The organism is Burkholderia sp. AU33803 (genome assembly GCF_002223095.1).
Lineage (GTDB): Bacteria > Pseudomonadota > Gammaproteobacteria > Burkholderiales > Burkholderiaceae > Burkholderia.
In genome coordinates this window covers 152468-169888 of the sequence record NZ_NKFJ01000008.1, presented here as the reverse complement: position 1 = coordinate 169888, position 17421 = coordinate 152468, and the positions used below count along the sequence as shown (strand labels likewise).

16 protein-coding genes are annotated in these 17421 nt (G+C 67.9%); 5 read left to right on the top strand and 11 right to left on the bottom strand.

Going from position 1 to position 17421, the window contains the following annotated elements; all coding sequences use genetic code 11:
• Nucleotides 1–61 precede the first annotated feature (61 nt).
• The 5 genes from CFB41_RS32300 to CFB41_RS32280 form a co-directional block, all read right to left on the bottom strand.
• Complete coding sequence (locus CFB41_RS32300) at nt 62–688, bottom strand: lipocalin family protein (RefSeq protein ID WP_089459395.1); 627 nt, start codon at nt 686–688, stop codon at nt 62–64.
• Nucleotides 685–1785 carry a cyclopropane-fatty-acyl-phospholipid synthase family protein gene (locus CFB41_RS32295; RefSeq protein WP_089459394.1) on the bottom strand — a complete coding sequence of 367 codons (1101 nt, stop codon included), beginning with the start codon at nt 1783–1785 and terminating at the stop codon, nt 685–687. The genes CFB41_RS32300 and CFB41_RS32295 overlap by 4 nt, the downstream gene beginning before the upstream one ends.
• The gene (locus CFB41_RS32290; RefSeq protein WP_089459393.1) at nt 1782–2615 is read right to left on the bottom strand and encodes a DUF1295 domain-containing protein; all 834 of its coding nucleotides are present in this window, start codon (nt 2613–2615) and stop codon (nt 1782–1784) included. The genes CFB41_RS32295 and CFB41_RS32290 overlap by 4 nt, the downstream gene beginning before the upstream one ends.
• A gap of 151 nt (nt 2616–2766) precedes the next feature.
• Nucleotides 2767–3498: an anti-sigma factor domain-containing protein gene (locus CFB41_RS32285; RefSeq protein WP_089459392.1), complete on the bottom strand. Its 732-nt coding sequence runs from the start codon at nt 3496–3498 to the stop codon at nt 2767–2769.
• Nucleotides 3495–4106 carry a sigma-70 family RNA polymerase sigma factor gene (locus CFB41_RS32280; protein ID WP_089459391.1) on the bottom strand — a complete coding sequence of 204 codons (612 nt, stop codon included), beginning with the start codon at nt 4104–4106 and terminating at the stop codon, nt 3495–3497. Before CFB41_RS32280 ends, CFB41_RS32285 begins: the two co-directional genes overlap by 4 nt.
• A gap of 250 nt (nt 4107–4356) precedes the next feature.
• Between CFB41_RS32280 and CFB41_RS32275 the strand changes: the two genes are divergently transcribed.
• Nucleotides 4357–4926: a lipocalin family protein gene (locus CFB41_RS32275; protein WP_089459390.1), complete on the top strand. Its 570-nt coding sequence runs from the start codon at nt 4357–4359 to the stop codon at nt 4924–4926.
• A gap of 161 nt (nt 4927–5087) precedes the next feature.
• On the opposite strand, the gene CFB41_RS32270 is transcribed toward CFB41_RS32275, so the two are convergent.
• Nucleotides 5088–6182, bottom strand: a complete 1095-nt coding sequence (locus CFB41_RS32270) for a LacI family DNA-binding transcriptional regulator (RefSeq protein ID WP_256941329.1) — start codon at nt 6180–6182, stop codon at nt 5088–5090.
• Between the two features lie 101 nt (nt 6183–6283).
• Between CFB41_RS32270 and CFB41_RS32265 the strand changes: the two genes are divergently transcribed.
• From CFB41_RS32265 to CFB41_RS32255, 3 genes are read left to right on the top strand one after another with little or no spacing between them, the layout of a single operon-like run.
• A complete protein-coding gene (locus tag CFB41_RS32265; RefSeq protein ID WP_089459388.1) occupies nt 6284–7606 on the top strand; it encodes an LLM class flavin-dependent oxidoreductase in 1323 nt (440 codons plus the stop codon).
• A 47-nt stretch (nt 7607–7653) separates the two neighbouring features.
• A complete protein-coding gene (locus tag CFB41_RS32260; protein ID WP_089459387.1) occupies nt 7654–8625 on the top strand; it encodes a sulfonate ABC transporter substrate-binding protein in 972 nt (323 codons plus the stop codon).
• A gap of 33 nt (nt 8626–8658) precedes the next feature.
• Nucleotides 8659–9813, top strand: a complete 1155-nt coding sequence (locus CFB41_RS32255) for a porin (protein WP_089459386.1) — start codon at nt 8659–8661, stop codon at nt 9811–9813.
• Between the two features lie 34 nt (nt 9814–9847).
• Here CFB41_RS32255 and CFB41_RS32250 read toward each other — a convergent pair whose 3' ends face one another.
• The 5 genes from CFB41_RS32250 to CFB41_RS32230 all read right to left on the bottom strand — a co-directional run bounded on the left by CFB41_RS32250 (nt 9848) and on the right by CFB41_RS32230 (nt 16384).
• On the bottom strand, nt 9848–10585 hold the full coding sequence (locus tag CFB41_RS32250) for an OmpW family protein (RefSeq protein WP_089459385.1): 738 nt from the start codon (nt 10583–10585) through the stop codon (nt 9848–9850).
• Nucleotides 10586–10739: 154 nt separating this feature from the next.
• Nucleotides 10740–12692 (bottom strand): acyl-CoA synthetase, encoded by a 1953-nt coding sequence (locus CFB41_RS32245; RefSeq protein WP_089459384.1) that lies wholly within the window; start codon nt 12690–12692, stop codon nt 10740–10742.
• Nucleotides 12689–13645 carry a fumarylacetoacetate hydrolase family protein gene (locus CFB41_RS32240; RefSeq protein ID WP_089444243.1) on the bottom strand — a complete coding sequence of 319 codons (957 nt, stop codon included), beginning with the start codon at nt 13643–13645 and terminating at the stop codon, nt 12689–12691. The genes CFB41_RS32245 and CFB41_RS32240 overlap by 4 nt, the downstream gene beginning before the upstream one ends.
• A gap of 36 nt (nt 13646–13681) precedes the next feature.
• Nucleotides 13682–14752: a VOC family protein gene (locus tag CFB41_RS32235; RefSeq protein ID WP_089459383.1), complete on the bottom strand. Its 1071-nt coding sequence runs from the start codon at nt 14750–14752 to the stop codon at nt 13682–13684.
• Between the two features lie 12 nt (nt 14753–14764).
• Nucleotides 14765–16384 (bottom strand): bifunctional 3-(3-hydroxy-phenyl)propionate/3-hydroxycinnamic acid hydroxylase, encoded by a 1620-nt coding sequence (locus CFB41_RS32230; protein ID WP_256941361.1) that lies wholly within the window; start codon nt 16382–16384, stop codon nt 14765–14767.
• 208 nt (nt 16385–16592) lie between these two features.
• Between CFB41_RS32230 and CFB41_RS32225 the strand changes: the two genes are divergently transcribed.
• Complete coding sequence (locus CFB41_RS32225; RefSeq protein ID WP_089459381.1) at nt 16593–17363, top strand: TetR/AcrR family transcriptional regulator; 771 nt, start codon at nt 16593–16595, stop codon at nt 17361–17363.
• Nucleotides 17364–17421: the final 58 nt, after the last annotated feature.

Genomic DNA, 17421 nt, shown 5'->3' with positions numbered 1-17421 from the left:
GTTCTGGAATCACATGTGCTCATATACGACGCACCGCGCGCGGCGGATGCAGGCGCGGTGGTCATTCGCGATCGCCGGGGGACGCGAAGCCCGGCTTGCCGAGCTGGTCCGGGGTTTGCGGCACCCGCCTGAAGCGCGACGTGTCGTAACCCATCGCATCGAGCCGGGCGAGCAGCGCGCGATAGGTGGCGTCGTCCATCGTCGGCTCGCGCGAGAAGATCCAGCCGAGCGTCTTGCCCGGGTAGCCGAGGATCGTGTACCGGTAGTCGGGGTCGACGTAGAGCGTCAGTTGCGTCACATACACCGGCCAGAACAGCCGCACGCGCCATTCGCCGCCGCCGCTGCCGGGCTTCACGGCGTCGACGAACCGATAGCGCTTCTCGGGCTGGTCGAAGCCGCCCTTGCGGCCGACGAATGCGTCGTCGATCTGGCCGTCATCGCGCAGGCGCCACTCGGCCCGGCTGCCGACGTAGTCGCGTTCCGCGAAATACGGGATGTTCGCGATCACGTACCAGCGGCCCATGTAGCGCGGCAAGTCGACGGGTACGGTCGACAGCGGAACGGCGGCGCGCGGATTCGGGTTCGGCGGGCCGCCCGAGCACCCGGCGGCCCCCATCGCGAGCGCCGTCACGACCGTGGCGGCGACGGCGATGCGGCGGAGAACCCGATGCGCGATCGCGGCCCTCATGCGAGCACCCGGCGCTTGTCGAACAGATAGTGGGCGACGCCCCATTCCTGCCCGTCGGCATAGCCGAACAGCTCGGCGACCGCCATGTAGAACATCCGCCAGCGCTGGAACCAGAGGCGGGCGTCGGCGCCGTAGACCGTCTCGAAAATCGGCATGATCCGGTCGCGCGCCGCATCGAGCGACGCGAGCCACTGATTGGCCGTGCGGGCGTAGTGCGTCCCGTCGAGCCACCATTGGCGGGCGATGCGCACGTCGTCCTGGAACCGCAGCAGCAGGTCGGCCGACGGCATCGTCCCGCCCGTGAAGAAATGGCGCGACATCCAGTCGGTGTCGTCGCGCACCGCGAAGTGATAGGCGAGCAGCTTGTGCGCGAAGATGTGCACGAAGAGCTTGCCGTCGTCGTGCATCCAGCGCGCGATTTTGGCGAGCAGTTGCCCGTAGTTCTTCATGTGCTCGAACATCTCGATCGAGAGCACGCGGTCGAAACCGGCGTCCGCGGGATCGAAGTCGAACTCCACCACGTTGCCGGTCACGATGCGCAGATTCGTCAGCCCGCGCTGCGCCGCGCATCGCTCGATGAAGTGGCGTTGACCGTGCGAATTCGACAGGCCGACGATCTGCGCCGCCGGATACCGCTCGGCGAGCCAGAGCGACAGCGAACCCCAGCCGCATCCGAGGTCGAGAATGCGCTGGCCGTCCGCCAGCCTCGCGCGCTGCGCGTACAACGCCAGCATGGCCTCCTCTGCCTGCGACAGCGTTTCGTCGCCACGCGGGTAATAGCCGCACGAATATTTGAGCCGCGGGCCGAGATGGGCCTCGAAGAAGCTGCCGGGCACTTCGTAATGCTGCGTGTTCGCCGCGAGCGTCTCGATTGCGATCGGGCTCGCGCTTAGCTCGCGCACCAGCGTGTCGTGGGCCGCCGCGCGCTGTTCGCCGTCATCCGCGTGTTCGGCGCGCAGGCGTTGCCGCATGAGCGAGCGCATGCCGGCCCGGATCAGCCGGTCCGGCAGCCAGCCGCGCTCGCAGCAGCGGATCAGCCAGGTGTCGTGGGGTGCCGCCGCCGAGGCCGGCGACGGTTGCGAGGTAGTAGCGGTCATGATCGCGTGCTCCGGTCTTCAGGGTGATCGGATCGAGTGGGGGAAGGGCCGGGCGCCGGCCTCGGAGGCCACGGAACGATGGCGCTGGTCGTGCGCATGTACTCGCGGTAGCCCGGCCGGCTTTGCACCAGACGCGCTTCGAGCAGCGGCAAGCCGGAGACCTTGAGCAGCAGCCATGCCATCAGCACGGGCGGGAACAGCGTCAGCCAGCCCCACGGCATGCCGATCGACAGGGCCGTGTAGGCGAGCCAGTGCACGCACTCGAAAAAATAGTTGGGGTGCCGCGAATAGCGCCACCAGCCGGCCCGACAGACCTGGCCGCCGTGGTCGGGATTCGCGAGAAACCGCTTGAGTTGCCGGTCGGAGGCCGTCTCTCCGGCGACGGCGGCGATCCAGATCGCGACTGCCGCGGCAATCGCGAACCGGGACGGGGCTGCCGCGCTGTAGGCGGGGATGAAGAACGCGATCGACAGCAGCATCGAGATCAGCGCCTGCAACTGGAACAGCCAGAACATGTTGCGCGGCGCGGCGTCGCCCCACTGCAGGCGGAACTGTCGATAGCGCGGGTCCTCCGGCTGCCCGCGATTGCGCCGCCACAGGTGCCGCGCGAGTCGCAGCCCCCAGATGCCGCCGCCCGCGGCGACGAGCGCGCGATTCAGTTCCGGGCCGGTCGCCAGTGCGGCGACGAACACGGCGACGCCGCCGAGCGTCGCGGCCCAGACCGGATCGATCATCCCGGCGTTCCGGGATTGCAATTGGGTAATCCACACCGCCGTGAAGGACAGGATCAGTCCGACGAAGGCGAGGAGGGCAACGACGACGGCGGGCATACGGGCTCCGGGGGCGCGATATCCCCTTATACGGAGCCGGCGACCGAACGGATGCAGACGGATGCGACGAGATGCGGCGTGATTCCGTCGAGCGAGACGGCAGCGCGCGGCACGCCGCCGCGCTTGACGGGTCGAGCGCGCGTTGCGCGCGTCAAGTGGTGTGCATCGCGCCGGTAGCGAGCACCGGCCCGGTGGGTTGGCCGCTCGGCGAGCCGCCGTGGGGCTCGAGCGAGACGGCGAGCACCGCGCGTGCATCGAGTTGCGCGACGATCGCCGGCGGCAGCGTCATCGACGCCGGTGCGTTCGATGCGAATACGCCGAGCGAGATCGGCTTCGCATTCGGCGGAATCAGCCAGAGCTCCGTCGAGCGGTCCGCGGCGACGGCTGGCGTGTTCGCGGGCACCACGACCATCCGGGCACGCCGCAAGTCGACCGTGGCGGTCCACCGTGCGACGCCATCCGTTTGTGCCAGCGTGGCTGCCATGTAGTGGCTGTCCTCGGCAGCGGGGCGCGGCGGCGCTTCGCCCAACCGGATCACGTTGACCGTGAGCAGCCCGAGCGCCGCCACGCTCGCGCCCATGCCGACCCAGCGCCACAGTCGCAGGCTGTTCCACCATCCGGCGGACGGCGCCGCGCTGCGTGGGCGCGGCGGGATGAAGCCCAGTTGGTGCTGGATCCTCGTCCAGGTTCGCGCGGGCGGGTCGACGGGCGTGATGTCGTCCGCGAGCGGGGCGAGGCGGCGCTGCCAGCGCTCGAGCGTGGCTTGCAACGCCGGGTCGCGAGCGGCGGACTGCTCCAGCTCGCGGCGCGCGTCTGCGTCGAGCACGCCGAGGGCGTATTCGGCGCAGCGCAATTCGGGATCGTGATCGGCCGGCGTATTCATTGCTCCAGACACACCTTCAGCTGCATCAGGCTGCGCCGGATCCAGCTCTTCATGGTTCCGAGCGGCACACGCAGTCGCGCTGCCAGCTCACTGTAGGTCGCGCCGCTGAAGAAAGCCTCGCGCACCGCGCGGCCCTGCTGCGGATCGAGTTGCGCGAGGCAGCGCTCGAGGCGCTGGCGCTCCTGCGAGGCCTCCGCCAGCGCGGCGGGCGTCGGATCTTCGGCGGGCAGCGCCAGCGCCTGTTCGTCGTCGAGTTGCGCGTCGCGATGCTGCCGCAAGCGGTCGATCGTCTTGTTGCGTGCCAGCGTGATCAACCACGTCATCGCGCCGCCGCGCGTCGGGTCGAACGTATCGATGCGCCGCCATGCGGTGGTGTAGACCTCCTGGAGCAGATCCTCGGCTTCGCCGTGATCGTGAAGCATGCGCACGATTGTCCCGAATACCCGCGATGCGCTCAGCCGGTACAGCTCCGCGAAAGCCGCCTGGTCGCCGGTTGCTGCCTGAAGCATCACCCGGTTCAGATGTTCGCGGCGCGCGAGATCCGCATCGGCATCGCGCGAAGGGGCTGACTGATCGAAGCCGCTGGCACCGCCTGGCGTGTCGCTCATGCGAAGTGGATGGCGCGGACCGCCATGCTGTGAATGTCGAGCGAAATATAGCACTCTCGGATGCATGTGATCGAACGATCGGCGGCGCGCCCGCTGCACGTTGTGCAGCGCGACGCCCGCTGTGATCTCCTCAACCAGATACGAGCGACGCGTCCGCGCGGATGCAGGCAGCCGCAACGTGCGGCGAATGCGGCCGACTACCGTCGGTTGAGTGCACAATGACCGGGTTTCGTGTCTGGAGCGTGATTCAATGAAGCGAAGTATCGTGGGCCGACCGCTGTGGGCGGCAGGCGTGATCGTGGCGGGCGCCGCCCTGGTGCTGGCGGGATGTGCAGGCCTTGCCGGCGGGCCCAGCGGGAATGCACACGTTCCGCAACCCGCGAAATCCGTCGATCTCGATCGCTACGTCGGCAGATGGTACGAGTTCGCGCGGTATGAAAACCGCTTCGAGCGCGGATGCGACGGCGTGACGGCCGAGTATGCGAAGCGGGAAGACGGTCTCGTCGGCGTGCGCAATACCTGCCGCGAAGGCGGCCCGGACGGCCGCGCGCGAAGCGCCGACGGGCGCGCGAAGATCGTGGCCGACAGCGGCGCCGCGAAGCTGAAGGTGTCGTTCTTCGGGCCGTTCTTCTTCGGCGATTACTGGGTGCTCGATCGCGCCGACGACTACGCATGGTCGATCGTCGGTGAACCGTCGGGGCGGTTCCTGTGGATCCTGACGCGCGACGCGAAGCCTTCCGCTGAACAGGCCGCGGCGCTCGTCGAACGGGTGCGGGCGCTCGGTTACGACACGACGATGTTGCGGCGCACTGCGCATTAGGGCGACCGCACGCAGCACGCGTGCACGGCGCCGTCGGGCCGGGAGCAACGCCGAGCGCCGCGGTTGCGCGCAGCCGTGGCCGATGGCGGCGGCGAAAGGCGGGGTGACGCCCTTTGGTCTCCGGTCGCCGAACGCGAAAGCCGGTTCGTTGCCTTCGTCCGTTAACTGCTCGCCCGGATAATCAGTTCGCACGACATCGGTCGCTGGCCTTTGCGAAGCGTGTCGAACGCCGGCGGATCCTCCTGCAGAAGCTGGAAGATCCGCGCGGCCGCCGTGACGCCGATTTCACGCGCGGGCGGCCGCACGGTCGTCAGGCCCGGCGTCAGCATTTCCGCCATCGGATAGTCGCCGAAGCCGACGATCGCACATTGCTCCGGTACGCGAATGCCCGCGCCGGGCGCGGACAGCAGCGCACCGAACGCGAGGTTGTCGTTCGCGAAGATGATCGCGTCGGCCGTGCGGCGGGCCGAACACAGCGCGAGCAGCGCCTCGCGTCCCGCGTGCATCGGCTGCGCTTCGGTCGGTGCTAACACGATCGGCTGACGCCCATGCTCGCGCATGATCTCGGTATAGCCATCGCAACGCTCGCGCGCGCTTGCGTCGCCCGCCGCGCTGTTCAGCACGAACGCGATGCGTCGATAGCCGCGTTCCACCAGATGACGCGCCGCGATGCGTCCGGCTTCCTGGTGCACGAAGCCGATCTGCAGCGGTTTGCGCCGTGGCTGGAAGTCCCACGTTTCGAGCACGGGCACCTGCGTCTGTTCGATCAGTTCCTCGGTGCCCGGGGAATGGAAGTGCGACGTGAGCACGAGTGCCGCCGGCGACCACCCGAGCAATCCACGCACCGCGTTCTCCTCGAGATCCGTCGAGAAATAGCTCGATGCGAGCAGCAACTGGTAACCGTGTGCGGTGACCTCGTCGCTGAAGCTCTGGATCGTGTTCGCAAAGATGGGCCCCGAGATGTTCGGAATGACCATGCCGATGACACGGCTGCGCGCCGAAGCGAGGCCGCCTGCGACGAGATTCGGCACGTAGCCGAGTTCAGCGACCGCATCGGCGATCCGCTCGCGCAGCGGCGCGGACAGCCGCGCCGGATCCTGGAAATAGCGCGACACGCTGATCTGCGACACGCCGACGTGCTCGGCCACGTCGCGCAGGGTCAGGCGTCCCGACGTGCGGCGGGAACGCGCATCGCTTTTAGTCGAATCGGACATATGTTCCGCTGATTTCGTTATTTGACGCGGCTCATTCGCCACGGGAAACTGCCTGTCAATGTTAGCGCTAACCAAACGTGGTCGCCAGCACGAAACGATGCACGGCCCGGTGGTGAGGCGCTGCTTTCGCGACAGGATATCGGATGACGACAGCTTCCCGCCTCATGCATCTTGGGGCCTTTCTGATGGAGACCGGACACCATGCGGCCGCGTGGCGGCATCCGGACGTTCCGGCCGATGGCGGCACGGATTTTCGTGCGTATGCGGCGCTGGCGAGCACGGCAGAACGCGCGTGCTTCGACGCGATCTTCGTCGCGGACAGTGTCGCCGCGAACGTGGGCGACGGCGCCGCGCGATCGGCCCGTTCCGACCGGCTCGATCCGCTGACGCTGCTGCCTGCGCTCGCGGCGGTCACGGAGCGCATCGGCCTGATCGCCACGGCGACGACGACCTACAACGAGCCGTATCACATCGCGCGCAAGTTTGCGTCGCTCGACCACATCAGCGGCGGGCGCGCCGGCTGGAATCTCGTGACGTCCGACAACGCGGCGGAGGCGCGCAACTTCGGCCGCGCCGAACACGTCGGTCACGACGAGCGCTATGCGCGCGCCCGGGAATTCCATCGCGTCGTGACGGGCCTGTGGGACAGCTGGGCCGACGACAGCTTCGTGCGCGACAAGGCGAGCGGCGTGTACTGCGACGCGTCCACGCTGCGCGTGCTCGATCATCGCGGCCCGCATTTCTCCGTGGCGGGCCCGCTCAACGTGCCGCGTCCGGTGCAGGGATGGCCCGTCGTCGTGCAGGCGGGCTCGTCGGAGGCGGGGCGCGACCTCGCCGCGCAGACGGCCGACGTCGTGTTCACCGCGCACGCACGGCTGGATGCCGCGCAGGCGTTCTACCGCGACATGAAGGCGCGTGCGGTTGCCGCGGGCCGCGCGCCGGGCGACGTGAAGATCATGCCGGGCCTGTCGGTCGTCGTCGCGCGTACCGACGACGAGGCGCGCGAGCGCTTCGATGCGCTGCAGGCGCTCGTCGATCCGGTCGCGGGCGTCGCGATGCTGGCGCGGATGCTCGGCAACTTCGACCTGTCCGGCTATCCGCTCGACGGTCCGTTGCCCGACTTGCCGCTCACGGACAGCGGCCAGCGCAGCCGCCAGGCGCTCCTGAGCGCGCTGGCCGGCGACGAGCGCCTGACGATCCGCGAACTGGTGCTGCGCATCGCGGCCGGACGCGGGCACGTGACGGTGGTCGGCAGTGCGACGACCGTGGCCGACCTGATGCAGTCGTGGTTCGAGCGCGACGCGGCCGACGGCTTCAACGTGATGCCGGCCGAACTCCCGGGCGGCCTCGATGCGTTCTGTTCGCTCGTCGTGCCCGAGTTGCAGCGGCGCGGGCTGTTCCGCACGGCCTACACCGGCCGCACGTTGCGCGAGCATCTGGGGTTGCAGCGACCGGTGCGGGCGTAGCGCACCCATGCGTCCCGTCGAATCCATCCGATAAGGAATCTCCGATCATGAAATTTTCCCGACGTTCGTTTCTCCGCACCGCACAGGCCGCAACCGTGGCTGCATTCGCTGGACCATTCGCCGGCGGCGCGCGTGCCGACACCGGCCGCACGCTGCGCATCGGCTACCAGAAGGGCACGCCGCTCACGCTGCTGAAGGCGCAGCGCTCGCTCGACAAGCCGCTCGCCGCGCGCGGCTTCGACGTCGCATGGACCGAATTCCCGGCCGGCCCGCCGCTGCTCGAGGCGATGAATGCCGGCTCGATCGATCTCGGCTACACGGGCTCGCCGCCGCCGATCTTCGCGCAGGCGGCGGGCAGCCGGATCGTCTACCTGGCGGCCGAGCCCGCCGGCCCGCACAACGAGGCCATCATCGTGCTCGACGGCTCGCCGCTCAAATCGGTCGCCGACCTGAAAGGGCGGACGGTGGCGTTCGCCCGCGGGTCGAGTTCGAACTACCTGATCGTCGCCGCGCTCGAAAAAGCCGGCCTGACCTATGCGGACATCAAGCCCGCCTTTTTGTCGCCCGCCGACGCACGCGCGGCCTTCGAAGGCGGCAAGGTCGACGCGTGGGTCATCTGGGATCCGTATCTCGCGGTCGTCCAGCAGACGCTCGGCGTGCGCACGATCGCCGACTATGCGTCGGGCATCGTGCAGCCGTACAGCTTCTTTCTCGGTGCGCCGGATTTCGCGAAGGCCCACCCCGAGGTGTTGTCGGACGTGCTGTCGGCGGTCGCGCGCGGCGACGCGTGGACGGCCGCTCATCGCAGCGACGCCGCACAGTTGATTGCTCGCGAGATCGGCGTGCCGCAGCCCGTCGTCGAGCGCTATCTCGCACGATCCGCATTCGGGCTGCTGCCCGTCGATTCGACCGTGCTCGGCGCGCAGCAACGCGTTGCGGATACGTTCCGCCGAGCGAACGTCATTCCGCGTGCGATCCAGGTCGCCGACATTGCACACCCGGTTTCCTTCACCCGCTGACTCGATACTCCACTCGCTCGCAGAGCCGCTGTCATGAACCGACTCGCTTCCCGTACCGCCGCCATCCGTCCCGTTCGCCGCGCCGCCGCATTGCGCTGGCGCCTTCGCTTCACGCCCCGGCTGAAAACCGGGCTGCGCACGGCGGGTGCGGTCGCGCTCGCCTGCGCCAGCCACACCGGGCACGCGCAGTCGACGCTGGTCATGTACGGCATCGTCGATGCAGCCGTGCAGTACGGCCGCTTCAACAGCACGACTGGAACGACCGCGTCGGCGGCCAGCGGCAACCTGCAGGCATCGCGCTTCGGGCTGCTCGGCAAGGAAGATCTCGGCGGCGGTTATCGCGCGAATTTCCGGCTCGAGACGGGCTTCAACATCTACACGGGGATGGGGGGCGGCGCGACGGCGTTCAATCGCGGCGCATCGGTCGGGCTGTCGGGGCCGTTCGGCAGCGTCGACGCCGGCTATCTGTACCTGCCGATCTACTGGGTGTTTCTCGCGTCCGACGTCGGCACGTACGGGCTCGCGAATCCGGCCGCGATCATGTCGCTCGAACACACGACGACGCTCGGTTCGAGCGGCACCGGCGGGTTCTACCGGAACGCGGTGCGCTACCGGACGCCGGAAGCGCTCGGCGGCTGGTCGAGCGAGATCGGCTATTCGTTCGGTGCGCAGGACCCTGCCGGGCAGACGCTGAACGCGCGCAACGTCGGCGCGAACCTCCAGTACGCGAAGAACGGCGTGCTGGTCGGCTATGGCTTCAACCGCTACCAGTACTATGCGAGCGCGACGGCATCCGACGCGTCGTCGCAGCTCACGCATGTACTGACCGCCGCCTACGATTTCGGCCGTGTGGTGGTGGGCGGGAATTACGTGTATTCGAAGCGTACCGACGGCACGGGATGGTTCGCGTCCGCCGCGTTGCTCAACGCGCGCGTGCGCGTCGGGTTCGGCGACATCAACGTCGGCGTGTCGCGGCGTATCGAGAATGGCGATGCGCGTGCGATCGCTTGCGATGTCGGCTACGTGTACTACCTGTCGAAGCGCACGCAGTTGTATGGTTTTGCGACGACGATCCTGAACAACAGTCATTCGACACAAGGATTCGCGCTTCTGAACAACTCGGCGGCGACGGTGACGCCGGGATTCGACCCATGGGCGGTGACGGCTGGCATTCGAACGTCGTTCTGATCGCGCAATCGGCGTCCCGCCCGTTCTCATTCCGCTAGAACGTATAGGCGACGTTCAGGAACACGCTCAGCGGATTGAGCCGGAGCGTCGAGGTGGATACCACCGGCGTGCCGGTCGCGGTTTGTCCGTACAGCGTCAGGTGGGTCTTCACCGGCATGTAGTTGACCGAGGTGCCGACCGACCAGTGCTTCGTCAGCGCGTAATTCGCGCCGATCTCGAACACGGGGTTCCACGATGCGCTGAGGGTCGCGCGTGCCGAGCCGCCTGGCCCGAAGCTGTCGGTAATGAACTGGCTATTGGTCGCGCGAACCTGCGTGAACCACGTATAGTTCGCGCCGATGCCGAGGTACGGACGGAATTTCGATGCGGCTGCAAAGAGGTGATAGCGAAGCTCGATCGCGGGCGGCATCGGCCGTGTCGTGCCGAGCGTGCCGTACTTCTGCAAGGTGCCGTCGCCGATCAGGTTCACTTTCAGCGGCATGCCCAGAAGTACCGCGACACCCAGATTGTCCGTGACGTAATACTCGGTCGTGATGCCCATCGTGTCGGTCGAACTCGCATGTGCGCCGGTGCCGGCCACTTGCTGATTGACCGCGACGCCGCCGACACTTTGCACGGTCAGCGGCGTCGCGTCCCCCTGCGGCGCAATGTGCAGCCATCCCACCGACGTCGTGATGCTGCCGGCCGTCTGCGCATCCGCGCGGCCCGCCAGCGAAGCCAGGCAGATACAAGCCGCCACGTTTGCTGCGCTCATCGTCCTGTTGAAATTCATCTCGTGTCTCCTCCGTCTCGATCCGCTTTGCGAATGGCGATTCAGTTTTGAAAGTTCATACGGATTACTGATTAAATAGATCGAACTACCTTGAAGCGCGATAGTCATCCGGGCGACTGGTAATCTTCCGTCGCCCGGAATCCGTCGTTGTCGGTCAGGCTGGCCGCATCGGTTGCGCGGCGATCGAGATCGAGAATGCAAACGGGAAACGCCCGAGCACCGAGCGCGCGGCGGCCTCGAGCGCCGGGTCGCTCAGTGCGAGCGCGACCGACATCCTGCCCGCGTCGTCGGTGGTGACGTCGAGCGACGTGCACGGCGCGCCTGCCTGAGCCAACGCGGCGTGCAGCGCATCGCGTGTCTCACGGCGCTTGAGCTCGGGCTTGAAGATCTTGCCGACGCCCGTGAGCGGGATGGCCTCCACGATCCGCACGTGCTTGGGCACCGCAGCCCGTTCCGCGATTTCCTGTTGCATGAACGCGGCCAGATCGTCCTCGGTCGCGTGCAGGCCGGGCTTGAGCTGAACGTACGCGACGGGCAGCTCGCCGGCATGCGCATCGGGACGCCCGACGGCCGCGGCGACCTGCACGGCCGGATGCCGATGGAGGGGTTCCTCGATCGCCGCGGGATCGATATTGTGGCCGCCGCGAATGATCAGTTCCTTCTTGCGGCCGGTCAGCCAGAAGTACCCGTCGGCGTCGCAGCGGCCGAGGTCGCCGGTGTTCAGCCAGCGGTGGCCGTCGCCGAGATCGAGCCACAGCCCGTTGTTCTGGTCGGCACGCAGGTAGCCGCTGAATACGTTCGGCCCCGCGATGACGAGCAGCCCGACCTCGTTTGCCGCGCAATCGCGCACATACCGTCCCGCGTCGTCCACGACGACCGTTTTCATCGCCTGGAACGGGATGCGCAGCCCGATCGAGCCCAGCCGGCGCTCGCCGGTCGGCGGATTGACGCTGCTCACGCACGTTCCTTCGGTCAGGCCGTAGCCTTCGAGGATCCGGATCCCGGTTTTTTCCTGGAACGCCTTGAACACGCCGACGGGCATCGGCGCCGCGCCGCACAGGCCGTATTCGAGCGAATCGATCGCATGACCGTCGACGGGAACGTCGAGCAGCGACGCGTAGAGCGTCGGGACGCCGCTGAAGAAATTGATGCGATGGTGTTCGACGATTTCCCAGAAACGTTTGACGACACCGTCCCCCCGGTAGCCCTGCGGCGTCCCGAGCACGACATGGGCGCCGCGCGAGAACGGCAGCAGGCCGGTCACCATCGCGGCATTGACGTGAAAGAGCGGCAATCCGCAGAACGTCGTCTTGCCGGGGCCGATGCTGTCGCCGAGGAACCGGCTCGCGCTCCATGCGTTCGCGACTTCGTTGCCGTGGCTGCGCATCGCGATTTTGGGCAGGCCCGTGGTGCCGCCGGTACAGAAGAACGAGGACATGTCGTCGGGGCGGGCGCGACGCGGATGATCCAGCGCGTCGCCGGATTCCCGCGCGATCGCCGTACCGAAGTCGTGGATCTCGATGTGGGCAGGCACCGCGGCGCGCAAGCCGCCATCGTCGCGCTCGCCCGCCAGAGTGCCGGGCGGCACCGTGCGGCCGCGAAAACGATCCGCCGGATCGACCAGCACGAGGTGCCGCAGCGACTCGACCCGATCGACGATCGTGGCCGCTTTCTTCCAGAGATCGATGCCGGGGAGCGGCGCGAGCGTGACGAGCACGCTCGCGCCGGCCGCCTCGAGCAGCCTCGCGATCGCTTCGCCTTCCAGCAGCGGATTGATCGCGCAGACGATGCCGGCCGCCTGCCCGCCCCAGATCACGAAATGCGTTTCCGGAAGATTGGGCAGCACATAGGCGATCACCGAATTCGCGCGCACGCCGATGCGGGTGAACATGTTCGCCGTCCGCGTGATGTCGCGCAGCAGCTCGCGATAGGTCCAGCGCTCGGCGTCGCGGTGGGCGTCGGCGGTCGGAAAGAAGGACAGCGCGGGCGCGGACGGGTCGATCGCCGCACCGGCGCAAATCATCTCGTACGTGCTGGCAGGCAGCGCCGGCGGAAAGCCCTGCGCTTCGATCGCCAGTACGTCGTCGTGGGTCGCGATGCCGTTCATGCCGCTTCGTCCATGATTTCGTTGCGTTGCACACCCAGATCGATCGTGCCGTCACGGCTCGCGATCCGCGCTTCGACGATGTCGCCGGCCTTCAGGTACTGCGTGCGTCCCGCCTGCACCTTCATGAACATCTTCCACTTGACCGATTCGGGAAAGAGCGCGACGGCCCGCTGCTTGAGCGGCGACGGAATGCTGAGGGCGCAGCCGGCCGGCGTACCGGTCGCGAGCAGGTCGCCGGCGTGAAGGTCGTGCACGCCCGACAATTCCGTCAACGTCTCGGCCGGGCCATAGACGAGGTTCGACGTCGAATCCTGCTGGCGCACCGCGCCGTTGACCGTCAACGTCAGGTCGAGCGCCTTCAGCTTCGGGAAGTCGCGCCGCTCGAGCAGGCACAGATAAGGGCCGACCGGGCCGAACGTCCGGAAGCTCTTGCCCTTGTAGAACTGCATCTGCGGGATCTGGACGTCGCGCGCGGAGTAGTCGTTGACGATTACGGTGGCGGCGACGTAGTCGTGCAGGTTCTCGTCCGTGATCCGCTGGCGGCTCGTGATGTCGCGCTTGAGGATGAGGCCGAGCTCGATCTCGTAGTCGAGAAACCGCACGTGCCGCGGCTTCACGACCGGCGAATTCGCGGCGACGATGCAACTCGTCGCCTTCGTGAAGATCATGTTGAACTTCTTCGCATCCGGATCCATGCCGGATTCGATCATGTGCTGGCGATAGTTCGCGCCCTGGCAGACGAATTGCTGGTTGGCGGTGACGGGGGGCAGCCATTCCACGTCCGCCTCCGGAATCGTGGGTCCGTCGAGCGTGACGAGCCGCTCGACCGGGTTCGCCGCCAGAAAGCGTGCGGTCGTATCGAAGTCGCCGGGAATCGGCGTGACGGCGCCATCGGCGACGACGCCCCACTGGGCGCGGCCGTTGTGCCGGAAGTGCAGGACGAGCAGTGACATGAGTGGGTCTCTCGTGAGTCGAACAGGCGGTCGGAGTCAGGCGAACAGTTTTGCGAGGGTCAGCAGCTTGCCGAGCGTCAGATCGGGGCTGCGGCGCAGGTTGCGAAACAACGCGGCGATGCTCGACGGCGTGAAGCGCGGCTTCGTGAAGCTGCGCGGCATCGTCGGGCCCCACTGCGCCATCGCTTCGCGGCTCACCGGATGGATACCGGTGGGTTCGTCGGCGGTAAACAGGTCGCCGTCGCAGTAGTGCTCGTGCTTGGCGCCCCACGGGTCTTGCCAGTAATCGAATACCTGGCTGCCGAGAATGTGCCGCCCGATGCCCCACGCGTGGGTCCAGCCGGCGTCGCGCAGCATGCGCTGGCCCATGCCGAGCGCGTCGGTGTCGACGACCTCGAACGCGCTGTGGCTGTAGGTCGACACGAAGCCCTGCGCGAGCGCGAGCGTGTGATGGTCGGCCGGCGTGTCGCCGCGGTCGAGCCGCATGAACGCGACGGCCGGCGAGCCGTCCGGCAGCACCTGGACATCGCTCGGGATGAAACCGAAATGCCGCGTGTACCACGCGCACGTTTCCTGGAAATCGGCGATCTCGAGCACCACGTGGCCGATCCGGACGATCTCCGGCGGCGCGGCGGGCGGGCGCTGCGTGTCGTTGATGCGAACGCGCGCATCCACGGAGTTGAACGCGAGCGGCGCGCGGTGCGCCAGCGCCGGCAGTCGCGTCATGCCGGCCACCGCATCGACGCGAAAACCGGCCGGATCGACGAGCCGCACGCGCTCGCCGCCGCCCGGCCACGCCGACGGCTCGATGCCCGACGCACCGGGCACGGCGGTCAGCGCATGGAGGTCCGCACGGCTGTCGACCTCGAGCCCGAACCCGGCAAACGCCGGCTTGGGCGCGCGGCGCACCACGTAGCAGAAACCGGACGCGCCGGTGGCGCGCAACAGCAGCAGGTCGGCATCGCGCGATGCGGTTCGCAGTCCGAAGTCATTCAGGAAACGTTCGGCTTCGTCGAGATCCGGGCGCTCGAAGACCAGGTAGGCGAGGGCGGCGGCTCGCGTCGTGGGCCGCGGATGGCGGGCAGGCTGGGCGGTGGTGAGTTTCATGGCGATGGAGGCTCAGGAGGGACGGACGACGGATGAAGCGGGAACGGGCATGGCGCGCGGCGCCGCGCCGAGCAGCGACAGGCTGTCGAGCACGATGCGCTCGACGTCGGCGGCCGGCCCGTCGTGGACGACGGTCTTGTCGGGGCGCACGACGGCCACCCAGCCGACGCGCGCCATGCCGGGAAGGAAGGTGCCGTCCAGGTCTTCCCAGCAATCGCGGCCGCCGCGATCCGGTCGCTGGCCGCGTTGCGCGATCTGCACGATGGTGCCGCCGGCGCCCGCCAGCGCGGCCGCGGCGTCCGCCGTGAGCCCGACGCGCGGGTCGCAGCCGAAGCCGACCAGCGTGTAGCCGTTGCCGAGCACGTCGTCGCTCAGGCGCGCGGTGCCGTCGGCGCCCCTCAGCCATCCCTGTGCGAGCGTTGCGCCGCGCGTGAGCTTCGCGCCCGAGCGGCCGCGCACGAAGAGCCCGGTGCGGAACGCGTTCTTCGGCTTGATGCGCAATTCCTCGAGTTGCGCGCGCAGCACCGGCACGCAGCGCAGCGCGCGCATCAGCCCGTGCGTGGCGAACGCCAGGGCCGCGTTGCGCGGCATCACCAGGCGCCCCATGAGCTTCGCGAGCCGGATCATCGCGCGTGCGTGCGGCCGGCGTTCCGCGTCGTACGTATCGAGAATGTGCGGATCGGCGCGGCCGAGCACCACCCAGGCGAGCTTCCAGCCGAGGTTGGCCGCGTCGCGCAGCCCGGCGACGAGCCCCTGGCCGACGAACGGCGGCGTGATGTGCGCGGCGTCGCCCGCGAGAAAGACCCGGCCGTTGCAGAATGCGTCCACCGTGCGCGCGTGGAAGCGATAGACCGCCTTGCGCTCGATGGTGAGTTCGTCGACGTTGCCCCACGGCGCGAGCAGTTCGCGAATGCGGGTATCCGACTCCATCTCGTCGCGGCGCTCGCCCGGGTGCAGCATGAACTCCCAGCGCTCGCGCGCGCCGGGCGCGACCATGTGCGGCGTCGGGCGCCGATGGTCGCAAATGAATTCGACATGATCGATCGGCCGCGGCACGTGACGCGCATCGACGATGAGCCAGTCCTCGGCGTAGGTCTTGCCGTTGAACTGCTGGCCGATCAACTGGCGCACCTGCGAGCTTGCCCCGTCCGCGCCGACCAGGTAGCGGGCGCGGACCGTGTGCGCATGGCCATGCTCGTCGGTCAGCGACGCAACGATGCCGTCGCGTTCGTCGACGAAACCTTCGAACGTCATGCCGAGCGCGACGTGCACGTTGTCGCGCTCGCTCAGCCGCGCGCGCAGGCAGTGTTCGAGATCGGGCTGGTAGAACGTCACGAGTTTCGGATGGCCGTCGAGCGTGCCGAGCGTATCGATCCGCGCGAATTCACCGAGCGCGGGCGAGCGCATCCGGACGTACGGGATCGGCACCGTGTCGAAATCGCGTTCGTCGACGCCCGCCATCTGCAGGATGCGCAGCGCTTCGTTGTCGAGTGCGATGGCGCGCGGCGCCATGAAGATCCCGGGTGCCTTGTCGATCACCACGACCTTCACGCCGTAACGCGCCAGCAGGTTCGCGAGCGCCGCGCCGACCGGCCCGAACCCGACGATCAGGATGTCGGCCGCCGGCGGCAGCCCGCGCGCGTCGGACTGTGCCGTGCTGCCCGCGACGCGCGAATGCGCGCCCCTTGCTTCAAATGTCTTCACCGTGTCTCCATTCGTCTGTCGATCTCGGCTGCCGCGTGCGACCGGATGTGTTGAGTGACATTAAAGTCATAGATGATGATTTTGTCAATGTAGACATTTGAATCTATACTCGACCCATCTCAGAACCGGATCCGTCATGTCGAACACTCCGAAACGCCGGGCACCCAAACGTGCCGCCGCCGAGCCTGCCGTCGCCGTCGCTGCCGACGTCGCCGCGCCGGTTGCCGAAGAGCGCGAGCCGCGCGGGGCGCGGCGCAAGCGCGAAACCCGTGGCCGTCTGCTCGAGGCGGCGTTGAAGCTGATGGCTGAAAAAGGCATGGAGGGCGTGGCCATCAACGAGATCACCGAAGCCGCCGACGTCGGCTTCGGGTCGTTCTACAACCACTTCGAATCGAAGGAAGCGATCTACACGACACTCGTCGAGACGGTATTCGAGGAGTTCGCCGATTCGCTGGATCGCCTGGCGAGCGGCCTGTCCGATCCCGCGGAGATCATTGCGGTGGCGGTCCGGCACACGCTGATGCGGGCACGGCGGGAGCCCGTATGGGGCCACTTCCTGATACGCGAAGGTTTTTCCGCGCGGGTGCTGACGCTCGGCCTGGGCCAGCGCCTGCTGCGGGACATCGGGCGCGGCATCGCCGAGAAACGCTTCGTGGTCGCCGATCCGTTCATCGGCTTCCTTTCGGTTGGCGGCACGGTGCTGACCGCAATTGCGGCTGAGCTCAACTTCGTCGCGCCGGGCGCGCCGGCGGCCGGTGTGCTGCAGGAGCTCGGCTTCAGCGGCGAGCATTTTCCGGAACGCACGGCGGCCACGCTGCTGCAGACGCTCGGGCTCAAGCGCGCGGAAGCCGAGAAGATCGCGAGCCGGCCGCTGCCGGTGGTCGAGGCTGCCGACGCAACGCGCTGATACGGTCGGGCATCCGGCATACCGGATGCCCGATGCGGTATGCCGCGTCGTCGCGACG

Coding starts and splice junctions, on each gene's coding strand:
- CFB41_RS32255 (WP_089459386.1), top strand. CDS start 8,659: ATGAACCGACTCGCTTCCCGTACCGCCGCCATCCGTCCCGTTCGCCGC.
- CFB41_RS32300 (WP_089459395.1), bottom strand. CDS start 688: ATGAGGGCCGCGATCGCGCATCGGGTTCTCCGCCGCATCGCCGTCGCC.
- CFB41_RS32235 (WP_089459383.1), bottom strand. CDS start 14,752: ATGAAACTCACCACCGCCCAGCCTGCCCGCCATCCGCGGCCCACGACG.
- CFB41_RS32250 (WP_089459385.1), bottom strand. CDS start 10,585: ATGAATTTCAACAGGACGATGAGCGCAGCAAACGTGGCGGCTTGTATC.
- CFB41_RS32245 (WP_089459384.1), bottom strand. CDS start 12,692: ATGAACGGCATCGCGACCCACGACGACGTACTGGCGATCGAAGCGCAG.
- CFB41_RS32260 (WP_089459387.1), top strand. CDS start 7,654: ATGAAATTTTCCCGACGTTCGTTTCTCCGCACCGCACAGGCCGCAACC.
- CFB41_RS32240 (WP_089444243.1), bottom strand. CDS start 13,645: ATGTCACTGCTCGTCCTGCACTTCCGGCACAACGGCCGCGCCCAGTGG.
- CFB41_RS32280 (WP_089459391.1), bottom strand. CDS start 4,106: ATGAGCGACACGCCAGGCGGTGCCAGCGGCTTCGATCAGTCAGCCCCT.
- CFB41_RS32285 (WP_089459392.1), bottom strand. CDS start 3,498: ATGAATACGCCGGCCGATCACGATCCCGAATTGCGCTGCGCCGAATAC.
- CFB41_RS32275 (WP_089459390.1), top strand. CDS start 4,357: ATGAAGCGAAGTATCGTGGGCCGACCGCTGTGGGCGGCAGGCGTGATC.
- CFB41_RS32265 (WP_089459388.1), top strand. CDS start 6,284: ATGACGACAGCTTCCCGCCTCATGCATCTTGGGGCCTTTCTGATGGAG.
- CFB41_RS32225 (WP_089459381.1), top strand. CDS start 16,593: ATGTCGAACACTCCGAAACGCCGGGCACCCAAACGTGCCGCCGCCGAG.
- CFB41_RS32295 (WP_089459394.1), bottom strand. CDS start 1,785: ATGACCGCTACTACCTCGCAACCGTCGCCGGCCTCGGCGGCGGCACCC.
- CFB41_RS32290 (WP_089459393.1), bottom strand. CDS start 2,615: ATGCCCGCCGTCGTCGTTGCCCTCCTCGCCTTCGTCGGACTGATCCTG.